We start from the raw sequence: 24,131 nt of genomic DNA, 5'->3' as shown, positions 1-24,131 counted from the left end.
TAAGATGTAAAAAAAGCCCCGAAAGGGGCTTTTTTATTGCGCCGCGAAGGCTTTAAGTTTTTCGCGGGCGGTTGTCGCTTCCATGACCATCCACGGGCTAAAGGCCCAGGGCGTCGCGTCCAGCGCGCGGAATAGCGCGTCCAGCTCAACCCACTGATAGTCCATCACTTCATCTTCGTTTATCGTCACGTCATTGGTGATGCGGGCGGCGAACACCGGGCAAATTTCGTTTTCCACGATCCCGGACGGGTCGGTTTCCCGATAGCGAAATTCAGGGGCGACGGCGGTGATATCGGTCAGTTCTGCGCCCACTTCAAAGCGGCAGCGGCGGATTATCGCCTGGACTGTCTCTTCACCCGACTGCGGGTGGCCGCACACGGAGTTGGTCCAGACGCCGGGCCAGGCTTTTTTGCTTAAGGCGCGTCGGGTGATCAGACATTCGCCTTTTGCGTTAAAAAGCCAGGAAGAGAACGCCAGATGCAGCGGGGTATGTAACGTGTGCGCGGCATATTTTTCCTGAGTGCCAATCACCATTCCCTGGTCGTTTACCAAAATAACGTGTTCTTGAATACTCATTGATGCTCCAGTGCCAAATTGCCGAGTGGTTCAGCACCATCAGCCGAAGCATTATACTGCATTCTTATACGAACGGTTTGGCTCGTAGAGCGGAAAAGGGCATGACCCCTGTTCGTTTTGGCTGTTATCATAGTGCGCCATTCACGCTGACCGAGGATCTGTTTTGTTTGCAGGAAGCCTGACGAGAAAACCCCTTACCGCTATTTTTTGCCTGACGCTGACGCTATTACTGGCGGGCTGTTCAGGGAGCAAATCTTCGGATACGGGAAGCTATTCCGGTTCGGTCTACACCGTCAAACGCGGGGACACCCTGTACAGGATTTCACGCGCAACGGGGACAAGCGTGAAGGATCTGGCGCGGCTGAATAATCTCTCTCCGCCCTACACCATCGAGGTGGGGCAGCAGCTAAAGGTTAGCGGCGGATCGTCCGCGGGTAAAAAGTCCTCTTCGAAAGGCAAAACCGCCAAAGTGACGCCGTCCTATCAGGTGCCGCAATCGTCATGGCCGCCGGTTGGACAGCGCTGCTGGATTTGGCCTGCCAGCGGTAAAGTGGTCGCCCCTTACTCACTCTCTGAAGGTGGCAACAAGGGTATTGATATCGCCGCTGCGCGCGGTACCCCGGTTTATGCCTCCGGGGCCGGGAAGGTGGTTTACGTCGGTAACCAGCTGCGTGGCTACGGTAACCTGATCATGATTAAGCATGGCGAAGACTACATCACGGCCTATGCGCACAACGACACGATGCTGGTCAACAACGGGCAGAACGTCAAAGCCGGGCAGAAGATTGCCACCATGGGCAGCACCGGTACGGATTCAGTGAAGCTGCACTTCCAGATCCGCTATAAGGCGACGGCCATCGATCCGCAGCGCTATCTTCCTGCGCCCGGCAGCAAACCGAAGTGCTAAGTGATTATTTAATCGCCAGTTAGTTGTGAAGAGGCTTGTATGAAGGTGCGTAAGGTCTATAATGCCTTACGCACCTCAAAGCGGGCGTAGTTCAATGGTAGAACGAGAGCTTCCCAAGCTCTATACGAGGGTTCGATTCCCTTCGCCCGCTCCAATCTCCTGACAAAACAACAAGTTATTATTTATCAGTTAGTTACGTTGCCCCGCTTTAGCAGGTACAACTTAAACTACCCATTGTTCTACGCCCGCACCTGTCGCGTGATTGGTCCGTGGTACAAGGGAGCATATCATCACGCTGGCGGTGGTTCCAGGTTCTTACCGCGACAGCAAAACAACGAACAAAAAGCATAACTCCCGAACAGATTGATCATACGCATTTAAGCCCGATGTGCAGCCTTGTGGCTGCGTAAACAGGTGTATAGTGGTAAACGTACCTGCACACGATATGCAGGCCTTTCCAGCGTTTCGCTCACGCTCCGAAAGGTACACGAGCACCCTCATAAGGTGTGATCCCTCTGACAATCTGATTAGGTCACTGGTGACTTTCGCAAAGCGAAACCAACCAGGTTGGCCTGATGCAGTCGCTATGCTCCGCTTGTTGCTTGTACCACTAACGGGGCTTTATGGCTTCTATTGTCTGAAATCTAATACATTGCACAAACATCAAGTGGATTACTGTAAAGTTCATCTCTATGATTATGTGTGCCATTGCCAGTTAAGAAATGCGGAGAGGACAATATGGATGTTACTGATGAGGCTTTGTTGAGTTCTGGCTTTACACCATCGGATTTGAAGAAGATAAAGAACAACGTTGAAAGCTATGGTGGAACGTTGGGGAATGCAATCAGGGACCTGGCCAGGCGATTTATTCTTGCCGTGTGGGTTGTATCCGGTTGCCTTGCTGTATTCATTTTTCTTGTGATGTTCGCATCTGAGCAGAGTGTTTTCTCTGGTGCTATTGGCCTTTCTTGTGGCGCAGCGGTTGCAATTTTTATACAACCGCCTGTACTTGCTTATAAATCTTGGCGATTCTGTAGAGCGAACAAATCTTAATTAGTACTGTTATCAGTAGCCAGAAGATCAAAAATGACTTTCGCTTTGACACCATATCCAGCGATTTTCATCGTTAGCTTAGGCTTGCTCATTGTGTCAACTTTTCGGTAGTAATCACGCGGCAGCCAACGGAATAATCGCCAAGCTCCGGGTTTCCTTGCTAAGCCGAAGATACTATAGACACTCGTCCCTAGAGTCACCGTATTATAAAGAGCTAATCCACTTTTTGGGCTAAACCCCATAAATTGTGCGGTCTCCATTGCGCCATCAGCAAAAATTCCTTCCGATTTGGATTGTTCACCATAGCGAAGATGGCTTGCTTCTTTTGTTATACCGTTAATACCATCAACAAATAAAACTGCTCCTGCAAGAACTCCAACAGGGGTCATAGTGGACATCATAACCATCCCACCAAATAATGCTGCTCCAGATACCACTATATGAATTGCCGAAATCACGTATCCGACGATTTTATTGTTTTCCCTGACAAACTCGACCTTTGCATAAAGTTGGGCGGCTCTGGTTCTTAACAAGCGTTCTTGTTCTTGCAGATTATCTGTTTCGGCACGCAGATTTTTGATGCATGCAATGCATTCTTCATCGGTTTTGGCCCGTCGTGCAGTTTCAAATTCTTTCTCTACGACCTGCCTTATCTCTTCGACAAACTTGATACGTGTTATCCCATCTTGCAAATAGAATGCTGATAGCCGATTTGCAGTTTCGACGAGTTTCCGGGCTTCCAGATTTACCATGGTATCTGACCATGTTCTGTTCCACCCCCTGTTGAGCAGCGCAATATCCATTAAAGACTCCATCCCAAAATGTGTCTGGTCATTTTAAGTGCAATAAGGTCGAAGACAACAGGAAATACTTTCACAACCCGCCCCGTGGGGGGCCGTCTCTTTATTCTCCCAGTTTACATCTTCCTGCTTAAAATATCCTGGTGTTGCCACTGCGTCACACCAGCGTGAAAGCTGGCTATGCTCTTAGAAGGGTATGGCTGTGAGGTAGACAGGTACTAAGTAGATTGAATCATGCACTCTATAAGCCGCCTGGTTGTGAAAGGTGTAGATGGTTCCCTTCACTGACAGATAGATCGCATCATTTTCGACTTTCCTCAATGCGTTTTTGTCCGTAGTGATCATGAAAGGCTCGTCATCGTCCTTCAGACTCTTAATAAATGATTTATCGTCTTTGTTAGCATCATACAAATAGAAACGGTAGGAAAAGCCTGTGGTGGCGCCTGCACTCGCTTCCGTGATGAATAGATTAGCCTGGTTGTTTACTTTCACCTTCTTGATAATCTCTTGCTCAAGTGGTGAGAAGTGCAGCATGTTGTAAACCCCAAAGGCGATAACAATCAACGGTATCAGAAGAAGATACCGTCTCTTAAAAACCTGTGCGTTTTGCATAGTCGATACCCGCTCTTATCCAATATTGGTCATTAGGATCATCGCCGTAAGGCGTTGAGCCATACCAATTACCAAAAGCCGCATCAGTTGTTCCTGCGCGACTTTGCGCCCATCCTGCGCCCCTAAGTAATACTTCGTCAGGAATCCCCGCAGCGTGACCAACAGCCCCGTAATGGAAGTTTCCAAAACTCTCGAACTGTCTATCGCGCTGTTTGTAATCCCATGGTCCATGCCCTCTTACCTGCTGATAAAACCATGCATAGGTGAGGGCTGACGGGCCACGATGAAAGCGAGCCATCATCATATTACTGACGATATTCACGCCTGGCGGGGCGAAAGAGGACACATCAAACGGCGGGTGAGGTGATGCCGCTAATGTTGGGTATCTCACGCTTGCGCTCTCTCATTCCATGCATCGGTGAACTGCACGTTACCATCGCAGTATTTCCATGTGATTTTTTCATAACGAAGTTCTACGCACTCAAGGTGGGTATGCTTCTCTTTGGTCGGATCTTTGGTGTCGTGCATCACTGGCGAAACGCCGACAACTTTTACGCCTTCAAGCAGGAAGTTGAAGTATTCCGCTTCCTGTCCTGCGTCGTTGATCTTGTACCATTTGAACTCAGCAGATTTTAGCGTCTGACCAGTGGCTACGGCTTTATAGAGGTAGGGGGATGAACTATCAAACTCTTTTTGAATTAGCACAGCTGAGTGCTTGCGGGTTCCTGTGATCTTTCCCGTCATTCCGTCCGTTGGAATGCTGAGATTATGGGAAAATCCGGTGATCTCAATGCTGCCCTCACGATCTTGAACGTCTACAGAGCCTTTAATGTCTGCGCCGCCGTCATCTTTAAGCCATAGGTAAGCTGGAATAGCCATTTTTCTTTTCCTCATGTTGTTATACAAATTCATAAGGAAATTGTACCGACAGGGAAAGTGGGTGGTAAATAAGCGTATCAAATTCAAAGCGTTATATTTTATTGAGTTTGAGTTAAGTTAAACTAAATACATTTCTAATGTAAAAAGGCCGCATCCCGCAGCCTTTTCCTCTCACACTCACCCTCACCCTTTCGGGAACACCCAAACATGCTTCTCCGGCAGCGAAAGATGGCAGTGCTGTGGATCCCGCACCTCATGCCCATACGCACGGATCACAAAATCATCTCCCACCGTGCGGAACAGGTATTCCCAGCGGTCGCCGAGATACATGCTGGTGAGCAGCGGCAGCTCAAGCTGATTTTCCCCTGGCCCCTCAACCACCGCGACGCGCTCGACGCGGATCACCGCCGTGGCGTCATTACCGCTCTGTACCCCTTCGCCCGCCTGGCCCCACAGCACCCAGCCTTTGCCTTCGATACGCGCTCTGCCGTCGCGCACTTCGGTGACCTTGCCGTGCAGGCGGTTGTTGCTGCCCATAAACTCGGCGGTAAATAGCGTCTTCGGCGAGCCGTACATCTCCTGCGGCGTGCCCTGTTGCTCAATTTTGCCGTTGTTGAGCAGCAGGATACGGTCGGAAATGGACATCGCTTCGTTCTGGTCGTGCGTCACCATCAACGCGGACAGCCCGAGCTTGATAATCAGCTCGCGCAGGAACACGCGGGCCTCTTCGCGCAGCTTGGCGTCGAGGTTGGAAAGCGGCTCGTCCAGCAAAATCACCGGCGGGTTGTACACCAGCGCGCGGCCAATCGCCACGCGCTGCTGCTGCCCACCGGAGAGCTGGTGCGGGTGACGTTTGCCAAGATGGCCCAGACCCAGCTGGTCCAGCACGTCCTGCACGCGCTGCTGGATCTCTTTGGCCGGGACTTTGCGCAGCTTGAGCGGATAGGCCACGTTCTCAAACACGGTTTTGTGCGGCCACAGGGCGTAGGACTGGAATACCAGCCCCAGGTTACGCTCTTCCGCCGGGACCTCACTGCGCGGCGTGCCGTCGTAAACTTTATTGTTGCCAATCACAATCGAGCCCTGGGTCGGTTTTTCCAGACCCGCGACGGCGCGGAGCAGGGTGGTTTTGCCGCTGCCGGAGGGGCCTAACAAGGAGACCACTTCGCCGCGCTTCAGGTTCATGGAGACACCTTTTAAAACAGGATTGTCGCCGTAGGTTAAGTGCAGATCGTCAACCGCTAATTCAATCATGTATTTTCACTCCGAAACGAAGGGCAATGCCCAGACCTACCACGACAAGCAGGATGTTAATGAAAGAGAGCGCCGCCACGATATCAATGGCACCCGCGGCCCAGAGGGAAACCAGCATCGAGCCGATGGTCTCCGTGCCGGGTGAAAGCAGGTACACACCCGTTGAGTATTCGCGTTCAAAGATCAGGAACATCAGCAGCCACGAACCGATCAGACCGTAGCGGGAGAGCGGAATAGTGACGTGGCGGGTGATCTGCCCGCGCGTTGCCCCGGTGCTGCGCGCGGCTTCTTCAAGCTCCGGCCCTACCTGCAGCAGCGTGGAAGAGATAAGCCTCAGCCCGTAAGCCATCCACACCACGGTATAGGCCAGCCAGACGCTGAAAATGGTGCTGCGCAGCGAACGCAGCCAGACGATGACGTTTTCGCGCATCCAGTCGGTCCAGGCAAACCCGGAAAGCCAGCCTGATTTTAGCGAGTTATCCAGCCACATCGGCAGGAACAGGAACACCCACAGGAAGGCCAGACCCGCCAGCAGGCCAGGCACGGCGCGCGGCACCAGCACGCTGTAGTCCAGGAAACGCGTGGTGTTGTCCGGCTTACGGTGCATGGCAATGCCGACAAACAGGTAGCACACCACGGCCAGCGCGCCGCCAATGACGCCAATCGCCATGGAGTTGACGATGGCGCGCAGCAGGTTGGGCTGCGCCCAGATGGTGCGGAAGGTGTTCAGAGAAAGCTCGTCCCACAGCGAAACGCCCACGCCCCAGTTGGAGATAAACGCGCGCAGCACCACGCCGAGCAGCGGAACTCCGATGGTGACGGTGAGCCAGAAGGCAATCACCGCGCCAGCCACCCAGCGCCATTTACCCAGCGGTAGCGCGCGGGCCTGCGAGGCCTTGCCCTTCATGGTGACGAAGCGGTTGGCGGTGCGCATCAGGCGACGCTGGAGCATCACCAGCGGGATGGTGATGCAGATCAGCACCACGGCAACCGCCGCCATCAGGTTATAGGATGGGGTACCCATCTTGTTCGTCAGCTTATAGAGATAGGTCGCCAGCACCATGTTGCCTTCCGGGTCGCCGAGGACCAGCATCAGGCCGAACACCTCCAGCCCCAGGAAGAACAGCAGCACGGTGGCGTACAGAATGGACGGGCGCACCATCGGCAGGCTGACGGAGGTCATCACCTGCCAGGGCGACGCGCCCGCGGTGCGCGCGGCTTCTTCCACGTCGGAGCCCACGCTACGCAGCGCTGACGAGATATACAGATAGGCGTGCGGGACGTGCGTCAGGCCGGCAATGACCACAATGCTCGACATGTCGTAGATGTTCCACGGCACAAAGCCAATCAGCGCCTCAGCCCACTGGGAGAGAAAGCCCACCGGACCGGCGGCCACCACGTAGCCGAAGCCCAGCACCATCGGTGAAACGAAAATCGGGACCAGGATCAGCGGCTCAATCAGCCGGCGACCGGGCAGGTCGGTACGCACCATCAGAAACGCCAGCACGCCACCCAGCGGGATAGAGATAAAGACCAGCCCGAAGGCCAGAATAAAGCCGCTTTTCAGGGCTTTATAAAAATCGGGGTCGGTGAAAATAAAATCAAATGATTCAAAGCTCCACTCTTTTGACGGCGAAAAGAACGGCGCGGACAGGAAGCTCTGTATCACGATAAACGACAGCGGCGTGTAGATAACCAGGGCGGTTATCAGCACGACGATGCCTCGCGGCAGGCTTTGCCACTTTCTGCGTAATGTATTCATGGGGTATCCCTGGTATTGCAGCCCAGAAAAACGAACTCAGTCGATAAGGGAGCGCGGCGGCCAGCGCCGCACTCAGACGCTTATTTACCGGCGGCGGTACGCCACTCTTTGATGTACTCGAGGCGTTTTTTCGGCTGCAGGTATTCCAGTAGCGTTTCATCAACCGGGATCGGCTTCAGCGCGTTGCCGAGGATTTTGGTCAGGCCGTCGATATCATTCTTGCCTTCGATATCGTTACGAATGGAGGGGATGTCCGCCTGATTGGCCAGAATGTTTTGCCCTTGTTCAGAGAGCACGTAGTCCAGCCACAGCTTCGCGGCATTGCTGTTTTGCGATTGCTGGCTGATGAACGACACGCGTGACAGCACCAGGGTGTAATCCTTCGGATAGGAGATGCCGAGTGACGGATCGTTCTTCGCACGCGCTTCCGCATAAGAACCGAGGATGTTGAAGCCGATCAGGTTTTCACCAGAGGAGACGCGCTCCATCATGGTGCCGGTAGACGACTGCACCGACAGGCCCCCTTTGGCGACGTCGGCCAGGGTCTTAAAGTAGTTCGGATCGGCGTTGTGATCCTGCACCGAGAGCATAAAGCCCAGACCCGATTTTTCGATATCGTAGGTGGTGACTTTGTTCTTGAATTTGTCCGTCTGGCTGGCAATCAGCTTCGCCAGCGCGGCGTGAGAATCCGGCACGTCGCCAGCCGGGATCAGACGCTTGTTGTAGATAAAGACCACTGGCTCATAGGTGGTGCCGTAGGCCTTATCTTTCCAGACCGCCCATTTCGGCAGCTGGCTTTGCTCCGGAGATTTGTACTCCATGGCGTAGTCGGTGGCGAGCTTCAGGCCGGTGTCCATCGAGGAGCTCCAGACCACGTCGCCGCTCACGCCGCCGGAAGCCTGTTCGCTGATGAAACGGTTGTACAACTCGGTGCTGTTCATGTCGTTGTATTCGACTTTAATGCCTGGGTAGGTTTTTTCGAAGCCCTGGATCAGCGGCCCGGCAGCTTTGATGTCGGTGGTGGAATAGATGACAACCTTGCCCTCTTTCGTGGCGGCATCAACCACTTTTTGATACTCAGCAGGATAACCCTGCGGCAGGGCAGACAGTGCAGAAGCAGAGAACAGTACGGTAGCGGTAAGCAGAGAAATTCGGAACGTGTTCGACATTATAGTTAACCTTTTAGTTACATTTGAGGAACTAATTGTCAACATAGCGTAAAGCGCGCCTCCGACAATAGGGAGGCGAGGGCAATGATTCCGAAGTGTGATTGTCGCCGTCGTTTCAGCAATTAACACCATAAAATCCGCGAACGTTAGCCAACGAACGGTTGCGGATTACGGTTTATCGGGGGCTTTGCGGTATAACCGGCGAGGATGGCCAATATTGCCGTACAGCATTTCAACGCTGATTAACCCGCTCTCCACGCAGTATTCAAGATAACGGCGACCCGTGGTTTTGCTGATCCCCACGTTTTCCACCACCTCCTCAACCGACATCGCGCTCTCGGGATGCTCGGCGAACAGGCGTTTAATGCGTTCCAGCGTCTGGGGCTCAATGCCCTTTGTGGACGGCGTAACGGAGGCTTCCGCGGCAGGCAGATGAAACAGGCGATCCAGCGCATGCTGGTCGACTACCTTCACCTGCTGCACGGTGTGGATGAAGCGCATAAACCGCTCCAGCGAAGCGTGCAGGCGCTGGAAAAAGACGGGCTTGATGAGGTAATCAAACGCGCCGCTGCGCATGGCGTGGCTGCAGGTCTGCATATCGCTGGCGGCGGTGATGAAGATCACTGAACACTCATAGCTTTTCAGCAGCGGGTTATCGATGAGCTCCACGCCTTTACCGTCCGGAAGATAGTTGTCCAGCAGGATTAGCCGCGGCTGGTGCTGACGAATCAGGCGACATGCCTGCTCAATCGACGCGGCGATACCCACCACGCGTAAATGAAAATTCTGCTCGATATACTCGCGATGCAGCTCCGCCAGGTGCGGCTCATCTTCAACGATCACAACATCAAGTGCTCGGGTCATGCTTTAGCCCATTCGGAATAAACACAGAAAAAATAGTCCCTTGTGGCGTGTTGTCGGCAATCTCAATGCTGCCGCCAGCCTTATCGATATATCCTGCCACCAGATACAGGCCAATACCGTGCTCGGTGCCCACAATGTCGTTTTCACGTTCCGGTTTGCTGCTGAATCCCTGGCGGAAAATATGCGGCTTCATCGCATCCTCCACCCCGCAGCCCCGGTCGGCCACCTCGATCAGCAGCTCCTGGTTACGGTCAGAAATGTAGAGTTCCACCGGCGAGGGGACCGGTGCCTTAAGGGTCGCGTCCACCGCGTTATCCAGCAGGTTACCAATAATGGACATCAGCTCCGTTTCGTTGAGCGTGGCGGGCATTCGGGTGAGCTGGCAGGCGGGATCAAACAGCAATTCGATGCCTTTTTCGCGCGCGCTGACGTATTTTCCAAGCAGCAGACCACACAGCGCGGGAGAGGAAAAACGGGCGGAGACGAAGTCCAGCACCCGCTGCGCCCCTTCGGACTGCACCTGGATGTAACGAATCGCCTCGTCATAGTGTTTCATCTGCAGTAAGCCCACCAGCGTGGCGGTCCAGTTCAGCTGCTCGTGGCGCATAATGCGCAGGTTATCGGCATAGCGCTTGATCTGACTGAGCTGGCTGCTGAGGGTGTTGATGTCATTTTTGTCGCGAAAGCTGTAGACCCAGCCGCTTTCAACGCCGGGTTCGACCTCAATCGCGACACGGTTGACGATTACCTCCCGCTGGTTCAGCACGGCAATCTGGTCGTGGCGGCCACTGCTCACCGAGGCGTAGCGCTGGGATAAAAAGCCTGGCGACGTCTGCAGAACGTCTTCCAGCGGTTTGCCGATAAGCGCTTTCTCACTTTGCCGAATATCCAGCATTTCTCGTGCGGCGCGGTTAATTAAAATCAGCTGCTTCTCTTCATTGACGGCAAATACCCCCTCATACATAGCTTCTAATAGCGCGCGCTGCTGCAAAACCAGCTGAGCGATATCTTTCGGCTCCAGTCGGAACATCTGTTTTTTGAGATTGCGGGTAAACAGCCAGGAGAACATAAACAGCAGCAGCAGAAGAGCCGCGCCGTACAGCCCGGACTGCCAGAGAATGCGGGCATTAATATTGGCAATATAGGAGGTCAGATAGCCGACCGAGACAATACCAATCACCTGGTGCTGCGCGTTAAAGATCGGCGCTTTGCTGCGCAGTGAAACCCCAATCCCGCCCTGGCGCACGGAAATAATGGTTTTGCCCTTTAATACCTCCGCATTATCTCCGCCGATCATCGGTAAATTAATCCGCTCCGGGGATTCCGAATGATAGAGGTGCTGTTCCTCGGTATCGCCAATCACAATGTAGCTGGCATCGCTTTCGGCGCGAAGCGGCTGGATTAACCGGGCGATGCCGGGGATATCTCTGGCCGCAACCATTGCCGCCAGACCCGGCATCAGCGCGATCTGGCTGGCCTGAACCCGGGCACGCTGGCCGAGATCGTGATGGAGCTGCCGGTCAATAAAATGAAACAGGATCGTTCCCAGCAGAACTAACAGCAGGCAGGAGAAGCACACCAGCGCTAAAAACAGCTTTACCTGAAAAGAGAGTCTGCGTTTCATTCAACCTGCGGATGTTATGTAAAAGTGACATTTGCCGAGCCTGACATGGGCAAATAGCGGACGCAATCTGGCAAGAAAAGAGTTGTGACCTGGCTTTTCGTTTTCGGCGTTATAGCCATCAGGATCCCGTCAGGCTATTCTTCATTCAGCACGATAATAATTACAGAGGCAATGTCATGGATAAAGAGCTACTGGATGCGGGTTACCGGGCCTATACCGGCGAGAAAATTGACGTTTACTTCAACACCGGGATCTGCAAACACTCCGGTAACTGCGTGCGTGGCAGTGCAAAGCTGTTTAATCTGAAACGTAAACCGTGGATTATTCCCGATGAAGTGGACGTTGAAACGGTTGTCCGCGTGATTGATACCTGCCCGAGCGGTGCGCTGAAGTATCGCCAAAAATAAGCGAGGAACCATGGATATTCTGGAAGGCCATAACAAGTTTTACGTGAATGATGCGAACGGCAACCAGGTCGCGGAGATTGTCTTCGTGCCGACCGGCGAGCACCTGAGCATTATCGAGCACACCGATGTGGATGAGAGCCTGAAAGGGCAGGGCGTCGGTAAACAGCTGGTAGCGAAAGTGGTGGAGAAGATGCGCGGTGAGAACCGCAAAATTATTCCGCTGTGCCCGTTCGCGAAACATGAGTTTGATAAAACGCGGGAATATGACGATATTCGGGCGTAAATAACACCGGCGATGGCCGGTGTTTTTTTATCTTACCTGCTCAAGCAGCAATACCATCGCGATCAGCACCATTATCCCTCCAGATGCCATGCTCACCCGACGCGCCGCCTGTGGCCGGGTCGCCAGCACCGCTTTTGAACCATACCCCACCAGCAGATAGACCAGCGTACAGGTGATAAGGTGCATCATCCCAAGCGTGGACATTTGCATTGCTAACGACCAGCTCCCGGTCGGGTCTGTAAACTGCGGGAGCAGGGCCAGGAACAGCAAAAACACTTTCGGGTTTAGGCCGCTAATACAGAGCCCTTTCACCGCCCACTGTCGCCAGTTTCCCGCGTGGTGGCTCGCTTTTTCCGGGGCGGCAGGGTGACGCAACAGTCCGATGCCGAGCCACAGGAGATACGCGGCCCCCGCGAGGGTCAGCCCGGTTAACGCCAGCGGATGTTGAGCAATCACGACCCCCACGCCAGCCACGACAATGAGCGTGGCTAACAGATGCCCTGACATCAGCCCCAGCACCGCCGGTACCACGCGTCGCCCGTTAATCCCGGCGCTAATGGCGTAGGCCCAGTCGGCGCCTGGCGTCATGATGAGCAGAAACGAAACCACCCAAAAGCCGGCCACAATACTCATTTCCATCGTTCTGAAAACTCCCGCAGTGCGTTAAACGTTGCGAAAAAGAATATCGTTAACCCTGCGAAATAGGCTTTCAATGTTATGCTCATAACACGGTGAAATTGAGAAAATCTTCCAAATGGACAGCATTGATCGAAAAATTCTTGCGGCGCTCCAGTCTGATGGACGCCTGTCGCTTACCGAGCTGGCTGAGCGGGTCAATCTAAGCCTCTCGCCCTGCCATCGTCGCGTGCGGGCGCTGGAGCAAAGCGGGGCCATAACGGGATACCGTGCCAGCCTGGATCCCGCCAAAATGGGGTTTAACTTCCTGGCAATCGTCTTTGCGACGCTGAAAGAAGGGGACCGAAAGGCGGTTAGCGCGTTTGAGGAGGCGGTGGAGGAGATCCCGCAGATCGTGCTGGCGCAGCGTCTGTTTGGCGATCCCGATTATCTGATGCACGTTGTGACCCGCGACCTCTCCGCTTTCCAGAAGCTCTATGACGAGAAGCTTTCCGCCATGCCTGGCGTGCAGCATCTTCGCTCAACGCTTGTCATGAAAACGGTGGTGCAGGACAGACCTTTTCCGCTGGACGTTACGGGACGAGACTGAATGACATGCCCGGCAGAGCGCCGGGCATCAAAGAGGGGTTAGCCGACGAACATTACCGACACGCACAGCACCCCAACGATCAGCGTCAGCAGGTTGCCAATGGAACGGTACGGTTTCAGGGAGGGGATCAGATACGTCGACAGCGTCGGCATGATAAACAGGATCATGGCGATAAGCGGGCCGCTGATGGCGTAAATCATCGAAATGGCGTTCGGGTTAATGCAGCAGACGGCAAAGGTGATTAACGACACCCCCATAATGGAAATCGCGCGGTTAAAGGCGCGGCTCTTTTTCACGCCCACCTGATTCAGCGACGACTTCACGATCTCCGTCGCCCCTTCAATCACCCCAAAATAGGTGCCGAGGAACGATTTCGACATCGCAATTATCGCCACGACAATCCCGGAAATTCCCAGCCACGCCGGTGAAGAAGGCATCATCGACAACGCGGACAGGATAGTCACCCCTTCCTCTTTGGCGGCCACAATGTACGACGGCGGAATAGAGAGCAGGCAGCTGAAGACAAAGAACAGCACGCTCAGGCAGATAATCAGGTACGCCACCTTCATGATTTTCTTGCATTTATCCATGGCGCCGTCGCCAAATTTCTCGCGACGGTCAACTGCAAACGTCGAGATAATCGGCGTGTGGCTGAACGCAAATACCATCACCGGAATTGAAATCCAGACCTGGTGCAGCGTGTGGCGATCGACGGCCATCTGGCTGGTCAGCAGCGAGGGCTGCCAGCTGCCGATCAGATAGAGCGAGACAAACAGGAAATAGGCAATCAGCGGAAACACCAGGAAGCCCATCACTTTTATCGTGATATGCCGTCCCATCAGGAAGATCAGATTCAGGACCAGCACCACGCCCAGGCTGACCAGCACGCGAACGGCGGTATCCACCGTCAGGTGTTTTCCCAGTTGCTCGGTTAACGAGTTGGTGATGGCCACCGCATAAATCTGCACCACCACAAAGAAGGCGATGAAATAGAGTGTGGTGATCAGGTTGCCGATCTTCCGGCCGTAATAGTGCGAAACGGCGCCGGTGATCCCTTCGTTGCCTTTCGTTTTTGACGAGAGGATAAATTGCGCCAGCGCTCTGTGCGGCCAGTAGGTTAAGGGATAGGCCACGAGGGCGGTAATAAACAGGACGATTGCGCCTGCGGAGCCCAGCTGAATGGGCAGGAAGAGCGTTCCTGCGCCCACGGCCGTGCCGTAGAGAGCGAAACTCCAGAGAGTCTCATCTTTTGACCAAATTTTCGACATTAGAGCAACGTATCAACTATCAAACCATCGGAATGGAGTGCAATTTACCATAGTTATGCACGGAGAGCGCAGTTGCTTCGAAGGCGTTTGGCCGGAACGGGCGTCCGGCCAGAAGGCATTTAGCCTGCCAGGGCGCGTCGTTGCTGGCGGCGCTTAAGAAATTTCTCGCGGAGGCAATCGTACGCCCAGTTATAGAACATGGTGTACGGCAGGAAGAACAGGAAGAAACCTATTTCCAGTGTGAATGCCTGCAGCAGGGTGACGCCCAGTACGGCGGCGACAATCGACACGCCAATCACAATAAACCCGCATTCGAACCCCAGCGCATGCAACGCACGCACTTTTGCCGTACGTTTGACGCGCTGAACGGGCCAGAAACGGTCGAAGCCGAAGTTATAAATAATGTTCCACAGCATGGCGGTGGTCGCCAGAATAATGGTCAACCCACCCATTTCCACCACGGAACGCTGCATGAGCCACGCCGCCGTAGGGGCGAGGATCGCCGTCGCAATTCCTTCAAAACAGACTGCATGAAAGATCCGCTCCGGCAGTTTACGGTGGAGTGCATCCTGATGTTGCATAGCGATAGACCTCGTTAATTCGCCGGTATGGGCGTTGATGTGGCCTATTTTCATCGCTAAAGCTGATATATTAAAGATAGTATCCATCGCTAAAGTAGATAGGTTATGCGCTATTCACCCGAAGCCCTTACCGCGTTTGTCGAGACCGTTGCGGCAGGCTCTTTCTCTGCGGCCGCACGCCGGCTGCGTAAAAGCCAGTCGACGGTCAGCACGTCCATTGCCAATCTTGAAGCCGACCTGGGCTTCGAGCTGTTTGACCGCTCGGCACGCCAGCCGGTGTTAACGGCCCAGGGGGAACAGGTGCTGGGCTATGTGCAGGCTATTCTCGCCGCCAGCACGCGGCTGGATGAGCTGGCGGTGTCGCTATCGGCGCAAACGGAGGCGCGTCTGACGTTTGTCCTTTCTGATACCCTCAACCCGGACGTGCTGGAAGAGATGATGAAACAGTTTGACGCGCGCTTTCCCCATACGGAATTCGAATGTCTGATTGGCGAGGAGGAGGACGTGATCGATCTCCTGCAAAAGGAGCGCGCGCAGATTGGCCTCACCGAGGCGCGAGACGGTTATCCTACGGATATCGGCGCTATCCGGCTGCCGATGCAGACCCGCATGGCGATCTATGTCGCGACCACGCATCCGCTCGCCGGACAACATGACGTTCAGCGTGACGAGCTGCACGGCTGGCGAGAGCTACGGCTGAGCACCTATCTTGAGCGCGAGGCGGAGATCGCGCGCGGGCCCGTCTGGTCAGCCCCGAATTACCTGTTACTCTTGAGTATGGCGGTACAGGGATTTGGCTGGTGCGTCTTGCCGTGCGCGCTGGTGGATGAGTTTGCCGCCGCGAAATCCCTGGTACAGCTCAATGTTCCCGGCTGGCCGCGGGCGATCGGCATCGATCTGCTGTGGAATAAACGATCCCCTCCCGGTGTTGCCGGAAGCTGGCTGCGACAGTATCTGCAGGATGCACGCTGATCCTTGTGATTAAACTCACTATTTTTAAACAATTAAGATAATTGCCAGTAACAATCCTCTACTATCGTCATGTCATTTAACACAGAGGTCGTGATGAAAGATGTCGTAATAGTGGGTGCGTTGCGTACAGCTATCGGCTGTTTTCAGGGAGCGCTTGCGCGTCACTCGGCGGTTGACTTGGGGAGCGTGGTGGTGAAAGCGCTGGTGGAACGTAGCGGGATCGCAGCACATGAAGTTGACGAGGTGATTCTGGGACAGGTCCTCACGGCCGGTGCCGGGCAAAACCCTGCGCGTCAGGCGGCGCTGAAGGGCGGGCTGCCCAATACGGTCTCCGCCATCACCATCAACGACGTCTGTGGTTCAGGATTAAAAGCGCTGCATCTCGCGACGCAGGCCATTCAGTGTGGTGAGGCGGACGTAATCATTGCGGGCGGGCAGGAGAATATGAGCCGCGCGCCGCACGTGTTGACCGACAGCCGCACCGGCGCACAGCTGGGCAACAGTCAGCTGCTCGACAGCCTGGTGCATGACGGCCTGTGGGATGCCTTCAATGACTACCATATGGGCGTGACGGCGGAAAATCTGGCGCGCGAGTACGGTATCAGCCGTGAGGTGCAGGATGCCTATGCGCTGAGCTCGCAGCAAAAAGCGCGTGCGGCGATTGATTCCGGTCGTTTTCGCGACGAAATTGTCCCGGTCAGCGCGCTGCGTCAGAACGGCGAGGTGATGGTTGTAGATACCGATGAACAGCCGCGCACCGACGCCAGCGCTGAAGGGCTGGCCAGGCTGAATCCTGCTTTTGAAATGCAGGGCTCGGTGACGGCGGGAAACGCCTCTTCCATTAACGACGGCGCTGCCGCCGTCATGATGATGAGCGAAAGCAAAGCCCTCGAACTCGATCTTCCCGTGCTGGCCCGCATTAAGGCATTCGCCAGCGTGGGGGTTGATCCTGCGCTAATGGGGATCGCGCCGGTCTACGCCACCCGTCGCTGTCTGGAGCGTGCGGGGTGGCAGCTTTCTGATGTGGATCTGATCGAAGTGAACGAAGCCTATGCCGCACAGGCGATCTCCGTCGGAAAAATGCTGGAGTGGGATCCGCTGCGGGTTAACGTGAACGGTGGGGCGATCGCGCTGGGGCACCCGATCGGGGCGTCCGGCTGCCGCATCCTGGTTTCGCTGGTCCACGAAATGAAAAAGCGCAATGCCCGCAAAGGGATTGCCACGCTCTGTATCGGCGGCGGGCAAGGGGTGGCGCTGGCCATCGAACGCTAACCTTTCCTCATTGAAAAGACCTCCTCCGGGAGGTTTTTTTGTGCCCTTTTTCTCCCGTCGGTTTAAGTGTGATCCGAACATCATTTCCGTTATAAACAAAAATAAAAAATGAAACGTTGTTTTAAATGTAATTGAAAAGCTCACTTTATGCCGATAGTATGTGCTTATTATGAAAAACGGAACGCTGTTTCGTTTTACTTCCCGCCTTCGGGCATGACCACATCTGGAGGTTACCGTGGACGTCAGAGAAAGCATCCACAGCGCGCACGCCAAAACGCTGGATACTCAGGGGCTGCGCAAGGCATTTTTAGTCGAGCAGATATTCGAGGCCGACAGGTACACCATGGTTTACAGCCATATCGACCGCATTATTGTGGGTGGCATTATGCCCGTAACGAAAACCGTCTCCGTGGGCGGCGAGGTCGGTAAACAGCTGGGCGTGAATTATTTCCTCGAGCGTCGCGAGCTGGGGGTGATTAACATTGGCGGACCGGGCACCATCACCGTAGACGGACAGTGCTATGAGATTGGCCATCGCGAGGCACTGTACGTAGGTAAAGGGGCGAAAGACGTGGTCTTTGCCAGCATCGATGCCAGCAAGCCTGCGAAGTTTTACTACAACTGCGCGCCGGCTCACACCACCTGTCCAACCAAAAAAGTGACCACGGCAGACGTCGCGCCCGTGACGCTGGGCGACAACCTCACCAGCAACCGCCGCACCATCAATAAATATTTCGTGCCGGACGTGCTGGAGACCTGTCAGCTCAGCATGGGGTTGACCGAGCTTGCGCCAGGGAATCTGTGGAACACCATGCCGTGCCATACCCACGAGCGCCGGATGGAAGTCTACTTCTACTTCAACATGGATGAGGACGCCTGCGTGTTCCACATGATGGGACAGCCGCAGGAAACGCGCCATATCGTGATGCACAACGAGCAGGCGGTGATTTCGCCGAGCTGGTCTATTCACTCCGGCGTTGGGACAAAAGCCTACACCTTTATCTGGGGAATGGTGGGCGAAAACCAGGTCTTTGATGATATGGACCATGTTGCGGTCAGCGATCTGCGCTAGTCGCGGGCGGTGAAGCGTAAACCTGCCTGTGAGTGACAGGCTCTGAAAGAGTAAGGAATAAACATGATTCTGGATGCATTCTCTCTGCAGGGGAAAGTGGCGGTGGTTTCCGGATGTGACACCGGGCTGGGTCAGGGGATGGCGTTAGGCCTGGCGGAAGCGGGCTGCGATATCGTCGGGATTAATATCGTTGAACCGACGGAAACCATCGAACGCGTGACGGCGCTGGGTCGCCGTTTCCTGAGCCTGACCGCCGACCTGCGTAAAATCGATGCCATTCCTGAACTGCTGGATCGCGCGGTGGCGGAATTCGGCCATATCGACATTTTGGTCAACAACGCCGGGCTGATTCGCCGTGAAGATGCGATCAACTTCAGTGAACGCGACTGGGATGACGTGATGGATTTGAACATCAAGAGCGTATTTTTCATGTCCCAGGCGGCGGCAAAGCACTTTATCGCGCAGGGGAACGGCGGCAAGATCGTGAATATTGCCTCCATGCTCTCGTTCCAGGGCGGTATCCGCGTGCCGTCTTACACCGCGTCTAAAAGCGCCGTGATGGGCGTGACCCGCCTGCTGGCGAACGAATGGGCGAAGCATAATATTAATGTGAATGCCATTGCGCCGGGTTACATGGCGACCAACAACACCCAGCAGCTGCGTTCAGACGAGCAGCGCAGCGCGGAAATCCTCGACCGCATTCCGGCGGGGCGCTGGGGGCTTCCGCGCGATCTGATGGGGCCGGTGGTCTTTCTGGCCTCGTCGGCATCGGACTATATCAACGGCTACACCGTGGCGGTTGATGGCGGCTGGCTGGCACGTTAATTCCACCTGCATGACGAACCTCTGCCCTCGGGTGGAGGTTTTTTTTTGGCTAAAAATTGCCATTATCCATATGACATAAGATGAAAAATCCATACTGAAAATTCATAAATGACGCGTATCACAGTTTTATTGCTTAAATATTAGGTAATTAATAAAAAACGGTGTGATTTCAGCATTAGTTGAAATTGTAATGTCCATCACAGATCGTGATGCCATAGCGAAATAATCCATATCTTCACGAATTCCCGCCTGACACTTTTCTTCACTATCTCGTAATTTCATTTAACGAATTTTGCTGTTGAGGCAGGAAAAATATGACATCTATAAATGACTCTACCCTAATGCCCGCTGCGCTGCGCGATACCCGGCGCATGAATCAGTTTGTCTCCATTGCCGCTGCCGTGGCGGGCCTGTTATTTGGACTGGATATTGGCGTCATTGCCGGTGCATTACCGTTTATTACCGATCACTTTACCCTGAGCAGCCGCCTGCAGGAGTGGGTGGTGAGCAGCATGATGCTGGGCGCGGCCATCGGCGCGCTGTTCAACGGCTGGCTCTCGTTTCGTCTGGGGCGCAAATACAGCCTGATGGCCGGGGCGATTCTGTTTGTCGCCGGCTCCATTGGCTCCGCGTTTGCCGCAAACGTTGAGGTTCTGCTGCTTTCCCGCGTACTGCTGGGCGTGGCGGTGGGGATTGCCTCCTATACGGCACCGCTTTATCTCTCCGAAATGGCGAGTGAGAACGTGCGCGGGAAGATGATCAGCATGTATCAGCTGATGGTCACGCTGGGTATTGTGCTGGCGTTCCTGTCTGACACGTACTTCAGCTACAGCGGCAACTGGCGCGCAATGCTTGGCGTGCTGGCGCTGCCAGCGGTGGTGCTGATTGTCTTAGTGATTTTCCTGCCGAACAGCCCGCGCTGGCTGGCGCAAAAAGGGCGCCACGTGGAGGCAGAAGAGGTGCTGCGCATGCTGCGCGATACCTCCGAAAAAGCCCGCGAAGAGCTGAACGAGATCCGCGAAAGCCTGAAGCTCAAGCAGGGGGGCTGGGCGCTGTTTAAAATCAACCGCAACGTGCGCCGGGCGGTCTTCCTCGGCATGCTGCTGCAGGCGATGCAGCAGTTCACCGGCATGAACATCATCATGTACTACGCGCCGCGCATATTCAAAATGGCTGGGTTCACCACCACGGAACAGCAGATGATCGCCACCCTGGTGGTCGGGCTGACCTTCATGTTCGCCACCTTTATTGCCGTATTCACCGTGGACAAGGCGGGCCGCAAACCGGCGCTCAAAATTGGCTTCAGCGTGATGGCGCTCGGCACGCTGATCCTCGGCTACTGCCTGATGCAGTTTGATAACGGCACGGCCTCCAGCGGACTTTCCTGGCTTTCTGTCGGGATGACCATGATGTGTATCGCAGGCTACGCGATGAGCGCCGCGCCCGTAGTGTGGATCCTGTGCTCCGAAATCCAGCCGCTTAAATGCCGTGACTTTGGCATCACCTGCTCCACGACCACCAACTGGGTATCGAACATGATCATCGGTGCGACTTTCCTGACGCTGCTGGACGCGATTGGCGCAGCGGGAACGTTCTGGCTCTATACGGTGCTGAACGTGGCGTTTATTGGCATCACGTTCTGGCTGATCCCGGAGACTAAAGGCGTGACGCTGGAACACATCGAGCGCAAGCTGATGGCCGGGGAGAAGCTGCGGAACATCGGCGTGTGATCGTATTGCCTGTCTACGTATTCCAGCGTATGCAGGCGATAACCGATATTGGTTTAACAAGGCGCTGAACAGAGCGCCTTTTTTTATTGGCATCGGTTATGTTAAAAGAAGAAATCAACGAAAAGGAGGGATGATGAAAACGATCGGCCTGTTAGGTGGAATGAGCTGGGAATCGACAATCCCTTATTATCGCCTGATTAACGAAGGGGTGAAGCAGCGTCTGGGTGGTCTGCACTCCGCAAGCCTGCTCCTGCACAGCGTGGATTTCCATGAAATCGAAGCCTGCCAGTCGAGCGGCGAGTGGGATAAAGCCGGGGAGATCCTGGCCCAGGCGGCGCTCGGGCTTGAGCGGGCCGGCGCCGAGGGGGTAGTGCTGTGTACCAATACCATGCACAAGGTGGCGTCGCATATTGAGAACCGCTGCTCGCTGCCGTTCCTGCATATCGCTGACGCGACCGGGCGTGCAATTGCGGCATCCGGGATGCGCCGCGTAGCGCTGCTGGGCACACGCTACACCATGGAGCAGGATTTCTACCGCGGGCGCTTACACAGCGAGTTTGGGATCGAAAGTCTGATCCCGGAAGAAGAAGACCGGGCGCGCATCAATCAGATTATCTTTGACGAGCTCTGCCTTGGAACCTTCAGTGAAACCTCCCGCGCCTTCTATGTCAGCGTCATCGAGAAACTCGCGCAGCAGGGGGCCGAAGGGGTGATCTTTGGCTGCACGGAGATCGGTTTACTGGTACCCGTTGAGCGAAGCCCTCTCCCGGTATTTGATACCACCGCTATCCATGCTGCGGATGCCGTGGCGTTTATGTTGTCCTGAGCGTCCGGTTCTGGTTACGTGTTGGCGGCGTCATAAGCGGATTGTGCCGCCACAATAGCATCAATATTATTTTCCACCCAGTGCGCCAGCACCGTCACCGTTTCAGTTAACGTCTGGCCAAGCGGTGTCAGGCTGTACTCGACTGTGACAGGTACCGTGGCGAATATCTTTCGCGACACCAGCCCATCTCGTTCCAGCTTGCGTAAAGACTGGGTCAGCACCTTTTTGGTGATTCGCTGAATATCGCGTTGAAGATGATTAAAGCGCATCGGTCCATTCTCAAGGCGCGCAAGGATTAACAGTGCCCACTTATCGGCGATACGCGTCAGCACGCCGCGTGTCGGGCAGCGCTCATCGAACACGTTGTAAGGAGGCATCTCCTTTTTCAATACTGCTGTAGGGGTCATGGTGGTTCCCTCGAGGTAACCAGGTGAGATAAAAGTGCCTTCTTACGCCCGTGAATATTTGCGTGTATAAAACGACGTAAGGTTTCTATTTGATACCAGGGAACCGAAAATGGCAACGGGCTCGCAGAGCAATTTTAAAATCGTCTTAATCGTTTGACTCACAAGGCAATATTGCATCAGGAGATAAATCATGAGCGTTGTAGTTATCTATTATTCTGGCTACGGTCATACTAAACGCGTTGCAGAAACAGTCGCCGAGGGCGCGCAGGCGAGCTGATCGCCATTGACAGCAATGGCGATATTCAGGAAAGCGACTGGCAAAAACTCAACGATGCTAAAGCGATTATTTTTGGCGCGCCAACCTACATGGGAAGCGTACCGTGGCAGTTTAAGAAATTCGCTGATGCGACCTCTAAAGCCTGGTTCGTGCGTAGCTGGCAGGACAAAGTGTTCGCGGGCTTCAGCAACAGCGCCAGCCTGAACGGTGATAAGCAGGTGTCGTTACAATACCTGCAAACGCTGGCCTCTCAACACGGTGGGATTTGGGTGAGCCTGGGGCTACCGCCGTCAAATACGCTTGCCGCTACCCGTCAGGACATTAATAATCTGGGCGGTTCTGTTGGTTTACTGGTGCAGTCTCCTTCAGATGCTGATGCTGGCGCCATTGCCAGCGGCGATCTGCAAACCGCGGTGAAATTCGGCGAGCGTGTAGCGGCTATTGCGAAACGTTTTAACTGAGTGTTCAGGCGCCCGCTGTTTAGTGGGGCGTCTGATTCAACATCTTATTCAGCCGGTCGGTCAACATACTTAGCCCTCCTTGCAGATGCTCACTGAACGCCTCCACCAGCGCCGACGCCGGGCGATGCAATGGGCGGATTAGGCTCACGGTAAAAGGAACCGAGACGCTAAACCGACGCACAACAATTCCACTTTCCGCATAGTCCAGCGCCGTAAGCGGATTAACCACCGCGACGCCGACGCCTGCGCGCACCATCGCACAAATCGAGGCCGCGCTGTGCGTTTCTACCACCATTCGCCGTTTTACCTGATGCTCGGCAAACAGGGTATCCAGCAGCTGTCGATAACTGTCGGTCTGCGACAGGCTAATGTAGTTTTCCCCATGGAAATCTTCCGGCGTGAGCACCGCCTTACCGGCAAGCCGATGTCCGGCGGGCAGAACGCACACTTCATCTAAGGAGAGCAATTCCGTGCGCGTCGTGCCCGCTGGGGAGGAGAGGGTCTCGGTTATCCCTAAATCATGGCGCTGAGCCGAAAGCCACTCTTCAAGCAGGGGAGACTCCTGCGGCACGATGGTGAGGCTGACCTCCGGATAGCGGGCCAGAAAGGGCTGGAGCAGCATCGGCAAAAAGGATTGCGAGAAGACGGGCAGGCAGACAATCGACAGCTCGCCCTGGCGAAACTCGCGCAGGCTTTCCGCGGCACTCACTATTCTGTCCAGCCCGTACCAGGAGCGCTGGACTTCCTCAAACAGACGTAACCCCTGTACCGTCGGGTGAAGCCTGCCCCGCGTGCGTTCGAACAGCTTCAGCCCCAGCACTTTCTCGAAGCGGGCCAGCTCGCGGCTTACCGTCGGCTGCGAGGTATGCAGCATCTGTGCGGCTTCGGTGAGATTACCGGTGGTCATCACGGCGTGGAAAATCTCGATATGGCGTAAATTGACGGCGGGCATAGGGCACCTGAAAGCAGAGAACTGTCCATATCATTTTTGCATAGACTCGCGATAAAACGATATTTTTTATTCT

The 24,131-nt window shown here is 54.7% G+C and carries 26 protein-coding genes, 1 tRNA gene and 1 pseudogene; 13 read left to right on the top strand and 15 right to left on the bottom strand.

The features are described 5' to 3' along the window. Positions 1-33 precede the first annotated feature (33 nt). Entirely contained in the window at positions 34-576 is a 543-nt protein-coding gene (gene idi / locus ACMGGU_RS16960) for an isopentenyl-diphosphate Delta-isomerase (protein ID WP_039265495.1), read from the bottom strand. Positions 577-739: 163 nt separating this feature from the next. On the opposite strand from idi, the gene actS reads away from it, so the two are divergent. The 3 genes from actS to ACMGGU_RS16945 all read left to right on the top strand — a co-directional run bounded on the left by actS (position 740) and on the right by ACMGGU_RS16945 (position 2,536). Beyond that, a complete protein-coding gene (actS, locus tag ACMGGU_RS16955; RefSeq protein WP_045335243.1) occupies positions 740-1,483 on the top strand; it encodes an amidase activator ActS in 744 nt (247 codons plus the stop codon). Between the two features lie 80 nt (positions 1,484-1,563). Continuing rightward, positions 1,564-1,637 (top strand) — tRNA-Gly (locus tag ACMGGU_RS16950). A 584-nt stretch (positions 1,638-2,221) separates the two neighbouring features. Beyond that, positions 2,222-2,536 (top strand): hypothetical protein, encoded by a 315-nt coding sequence (locus ACMGGU_RS16945; RefSeq protein WP_015673660.1) that lies wholly within the window; start codon positions 2,222-2,224, stop codon positions 2,534-2,536. Here the strand turns inward: ACMGGU_RS16945 and ACMGGU_RS16940 are convergent. The 9 genes from ACMGGU_RS16940 to ACMGGU_RS16900 all read right to left on the bottom strand — a co-directional run bounded on the left by ACMGGU_RS16940 (position 2,533) and on the right by ACMGGU_RS16900 (position 11,500). Next, positions 2,533-3,339: a DUF4225 domain-containing protein gene (locus ACMGGU_RS16940; RefSeq protein ID WP_111967501.1), complete on the bottom strand. Its 807-nt coding sequence runs from the start codon at positions 3,337-3,339 to the stop codon at positions 2,533-2,535. The genes ACMGGU_RS16945 and ACMGGU_RS16940 overlap by 4 nt on opposite strands. Before the next feature lie 183 nt (positions 3,340-3,522). Continuing rightward, positions 3,523-3,948, bottom strand: a complete 426-nt coding sequence (locus ACMGGU_RS16935; protein ID WP_262802534.1) for a hypothetical protein — start codon at positions 3,946-3,948, stop codon at positions 3,523-3,525. Further along, complete coding sequence (locus ACMGGU_RS16930) at positions 3,926-4,339, bottom strand: polymorphic toxin type 44 domain-containing protein (RefSeq protein ID WP_252152166.1); 414 nt, start codon at positions 4,337-4,339, stop codon at positions 3,926-3,928. Before ACMGGU_RS16930 ends, ACMGGU_RS16935 begins: the two co-directional genes overlap by 23 nt. Further along, positions 4,336-4,827 (bottom strand): Hcp family type VI secretion system effector, encoded by a 492-nt coding sequence (locus tag ACMGGU_RS16925; RefSeq protein WP_088204235.1) that lies wholly within the window; start codon positions 4,825-4,827, stop codon positions 4,336-4,338. Before ACMGGU_RS16925 ends, ACMGGU_RS16930 begins: the two co-directional genes overlap by 4 nt. A 183-nt stretch (positions 4,828-5,010) precedes the next feature. Next, complete coding sequence (locus tag ACMGGU_RS16920; protein ID WP_039265500.1) at positions 5,011-6,081, bottom strand: ABC transporter ATP-binding protein; 1,071 nt, start codon at positions 6,079-6,081, stop codon at positions 5,011-5,013. Further along, complete coding sequence (locus tag ACMGGU_RS16915) at positions 6,074-7,843, bottom strand: ABC transporter permease (RefSeq protein WP_023294491.1); 1,770 nt, start codon at positions 7,841-7,843, stop codon at positions 6,074-6,076. Before ACMGGU_RS16915 ends, ACMGGU_RS16920 begins: the two co-directional genes overlap by 8 nt. A gap of 80 nt (positions 7,844-7,923) precedes the next feature. Then, positions 7,924-9,012, bottom strand: coding sequence for an ABC transporter substrate-binding protein (locus ACMGGU_RS16910; protein ID WP_048224731.1), 1,089 nt, complete (start codon positions 9,010-9,012; stop codon positions 7,924-7,926). A gap of 168 nt (positions 9,013-9,180) precedes the next feature. Then, the gene (locus tag ACMGGU_RS16905; protein ID WP_420300759.1) at positions 9,181-9,876 is read right to left on the bottom strand and encodes a response regulator; all 696 of its coding nucleotides are present in this window, start codon (positions 9,874-9,876) and stop codon (positions 9,181-9,183) included. Further along, the gene (locus ACMGGU_RS16900) at positions 9,860-11,500 is read right to left on the bottom strand and encodes an ATP-binding protein (RefSeq protein ID WP_420300758.1); all 1,641 of its coding nucleotides are present in this window, start codon (positions 11,498-11,500) and stop codon (positions 9,860-9,862) included. Before ACMGGU_RS16900 ends, ACMGGU_RS16905 begins: the two co-directional genes overlap by 17 nt. Before the next feature lie 176 nt (positions 11,501-11,676). Here ACMGGU_RS16900 and yjdI point away from each other — a divergent pair, with 176 nt between their 5' ends. Both yjdI and ACMGGU_RS16890 read left to right on the top strand, forming a co-directional pair. Further along, the gene (yjdI, locus tag ACMGGU_RS16895; RefSeq protein WP_008499689.1) at positions 11,677-11,907 is read left to right on the top strand and encodes a 4Fe-4S mono-cluster protein YjdI; all 231 of its coding nucleotides are present in this window, start codon (positions 11,677-11,679) and stop codon (positions 11,905-11,907) included. A 10-nt stretch (positions 11,908-11,917) separates the two neighbouring features. Next, positions 11,918-12,190 (top strand): GNAT family N-acetyltransferase, encoded by a 273-nt coding sequence (locus tag ACMGGU_RS16890; RefSeq protein WP_008499687.1) that lies wholly within the window; start codon positions 11,918-11,920, stop codon positions 12,188-12,190. A 27-nt stretch (positions 12,191-12,217) separates the two neighbouring features. On the opposite strand, the gene ACMGGU_RS16885 is transcribed toward ACMGGU_RS16890, so the two are convergent. Beyond that, positions 12,218-12,829, bottom strand: coding sequence for a LysE family translocator (locus ACMGGU_RS16885; RefSeq protein ID WP_048029141.1), 612 nt, complete (start codon positions 12,827-12,829; stop codon positions 12,218-12,220). Between the two features lie 115 nt (positions 12,830-12,944). On the opposite strand from ACMGGU_RS16885, the gene ACMGGU_RS16880 reads away from it, so the two are divergent. Then, positions 12,945-13,415, top strand: coding sequence for an Lrp/AsnC family transcriptional regulator (locus tag ACMGGU_RS16880; RefSeq protein WP_008499685.1), 471 nt, complete (start codon positions 12,945-12,947; stop codon positions 13,413-13,415). Positions 13,416-13,453: 38 nt separating this feature from the next. Here the strand turns inward: ACMGGU_RS16880 and ACMGGU_RS16875 are convergent, their stop codons facing one another. Together ACMGGU_RS16875 and ACMGGU_RS16870 are read right to left on the bottom strand one after the other, a co-directional pair. After that, positions 13,454-14,683, bottom strand: a complete 1,230-nt coding sequence (locus ACMGGU_RS16875) for an amino acid permease (RefSeq protein WP_196365329.1) — start codon at positions 14,681-14,683, stop codon at positions 13,454-13,456. 119 nt (positions 14,684-14,802) lie between these two features. Then, a complete protein-coding gene (locus ACMGGU_RS16870) occupies positions 14,803-15,264 on the bottom strand; it encodes a multidrug/biocide efflux PACE transporter (protein WP_111967506.1) in 462 nt (153 codons plus the stop codon). Between the two features lie 105 nt (positions 15,265-15,369). Between ACMGGU_RS16870 and ACMGGU_RS16865 the strand changes: the two genes are divergently transcribed. The 6 genes from ACMGGU_RS16865 to ACMGGU_RS16840 all read left to right on the top strand — a co-directional run bounded on the left by ACMGGU_RS16865 (position 15,370) and on the right by ACMGGU_RS16840 (position 21,961). Next, positions 15,370-16,236 carry a LysR family transcriptional regulator gene (locus ACMGGU_RS16865; protein WP_048029146.1) on the top strand — a complete coding sequence of 289 codons (867 nt, stop codon included), beginning with the start codon at positions 15,370-15,372 and terminating at the stop codon, positions 16,234-16,236. Positions 16,237-16,329: 93 nt separating this feature from the next. Continuing rightward, positions 16,330-17,508, top strand: coding sequence for an acetyl-CoA C-acetyltransferase (locus tag ACMGGU_RS16860; protein ID WP_045415627.1), 1,179 nt, complete (start codon positions 16,330-16,332; stop codon positions 17,506-17,508). 235 nt (positions 17,509-17,743) lie between these two features. Beyond that, positions 17,744-18,580 (top strand): 5-dehydro-4-deoxy-D-glucuronate isomerase, encoded by an 837-nt coding sequence (gene kduI / locus ACMGGU_RS16855; protein ID WP_045909902.1) that lies wholly within the window; start codon positions 17,744-17,746, stop codon positions 18,578-18,580. 63 nt (positions 18,581-18,643) lie between these two features. Next, positions 18,644-19,405, top strand: a complete 762-nt coding sequence (kduD, locus tag ACMGGU_RS16850; RefSeq protein WP_045909901.1) for a 2-dehydro-3-deoxy-D-gluconate 5-dehydrogenase KduD — start codon at positions 18,644-18,646, stop codon at positions 19,403-19,405. 314 nt (positions 19,406-19,719) lie between these two features. Then, a complete protein-coding gene (locus ACMGGU_RS16845; RefSeq protein WP_045909900.1) occupies positions 19,720-21,135 on the top strand; it encodes a sugar porter family MFS transporter in 1,416 nt (471 codons plus the stop codon). A gap of 133 nt (positions 21,136-21,268) precedes the next feature. Further along, positions 21,269-21,961: an aspartate/glutamate racemase gene (locus ACMGGU_RS16840; RefSeq protein ID WP_045909899.1), complete on the top strand. Its 693-nt coding sequence runs from the start codon at positions 21,269-21,271 to the stop codon at positions 21,959-21,961. A gap of 14 nt (positions 21,962-21,975) precedes the next feature. On the opposite strand, the gene ACMGGU_RS16835 is transcribed toward ACMGGU_RS16840, so the two are convergent. Further along, entirely contained in the window at positions 21,976-22,368 is a 393-nt protein-coding gene (locus tag ACMGGU_RS16835) for a winged helix-turn-helix transcriptional regulator (protein ID WP_074180413.1), read from the bottom strand. Between the two features lie 190 nt (positions 22,369-22,558). Between ACMGGU_RS16835 and ACMGGU_RS16830 the strand changes: the two are divergent. After that, a pseudogene (locus tag ACMGGU_RS16830) lies at positions 22,559-23,106 on the top strand (flavodoxin family protein). 19 nt (positions 23,107-23,125) lie between these two features. On the opposite strand, the gene ACMGGU_RS16825 reads toward ACMGGU_RS16830, so the two are convergent. Next, positions 23,126-24,058 carry a LysR family transcriptional regulator gene (locus ACMGGU_RS16825; RefSeq protein ID WP_126534000.1) on the bottom strand — a complete coding sequence of 311 codons (933 nt, stop codon included), beginning with the start codon at positions 24,056-24,058 and terminating at the stop codon, positions 23,126-23,128. Positions 24,059-24,131 lie beyond the last annotated feature (73 nt).

It is taken from the genome of Enterobacter sp. BNK-8 (assembly GCF_048685095.1).
In the GTDB taxonomy this organism is placed as follows: domain Bacteria; phylum Pseudomonadota; class Gammaproteobacteria; order Enterobacterales; family Enterobacteriaceae; genus Enterobacter; species Enterobacter quasiroggenkampii.
The sequence above is the reverse complement of the archived record's forward strand: the minus strand, read 5'-3'. Positions and strand labels throughout refer to the sequence as shown.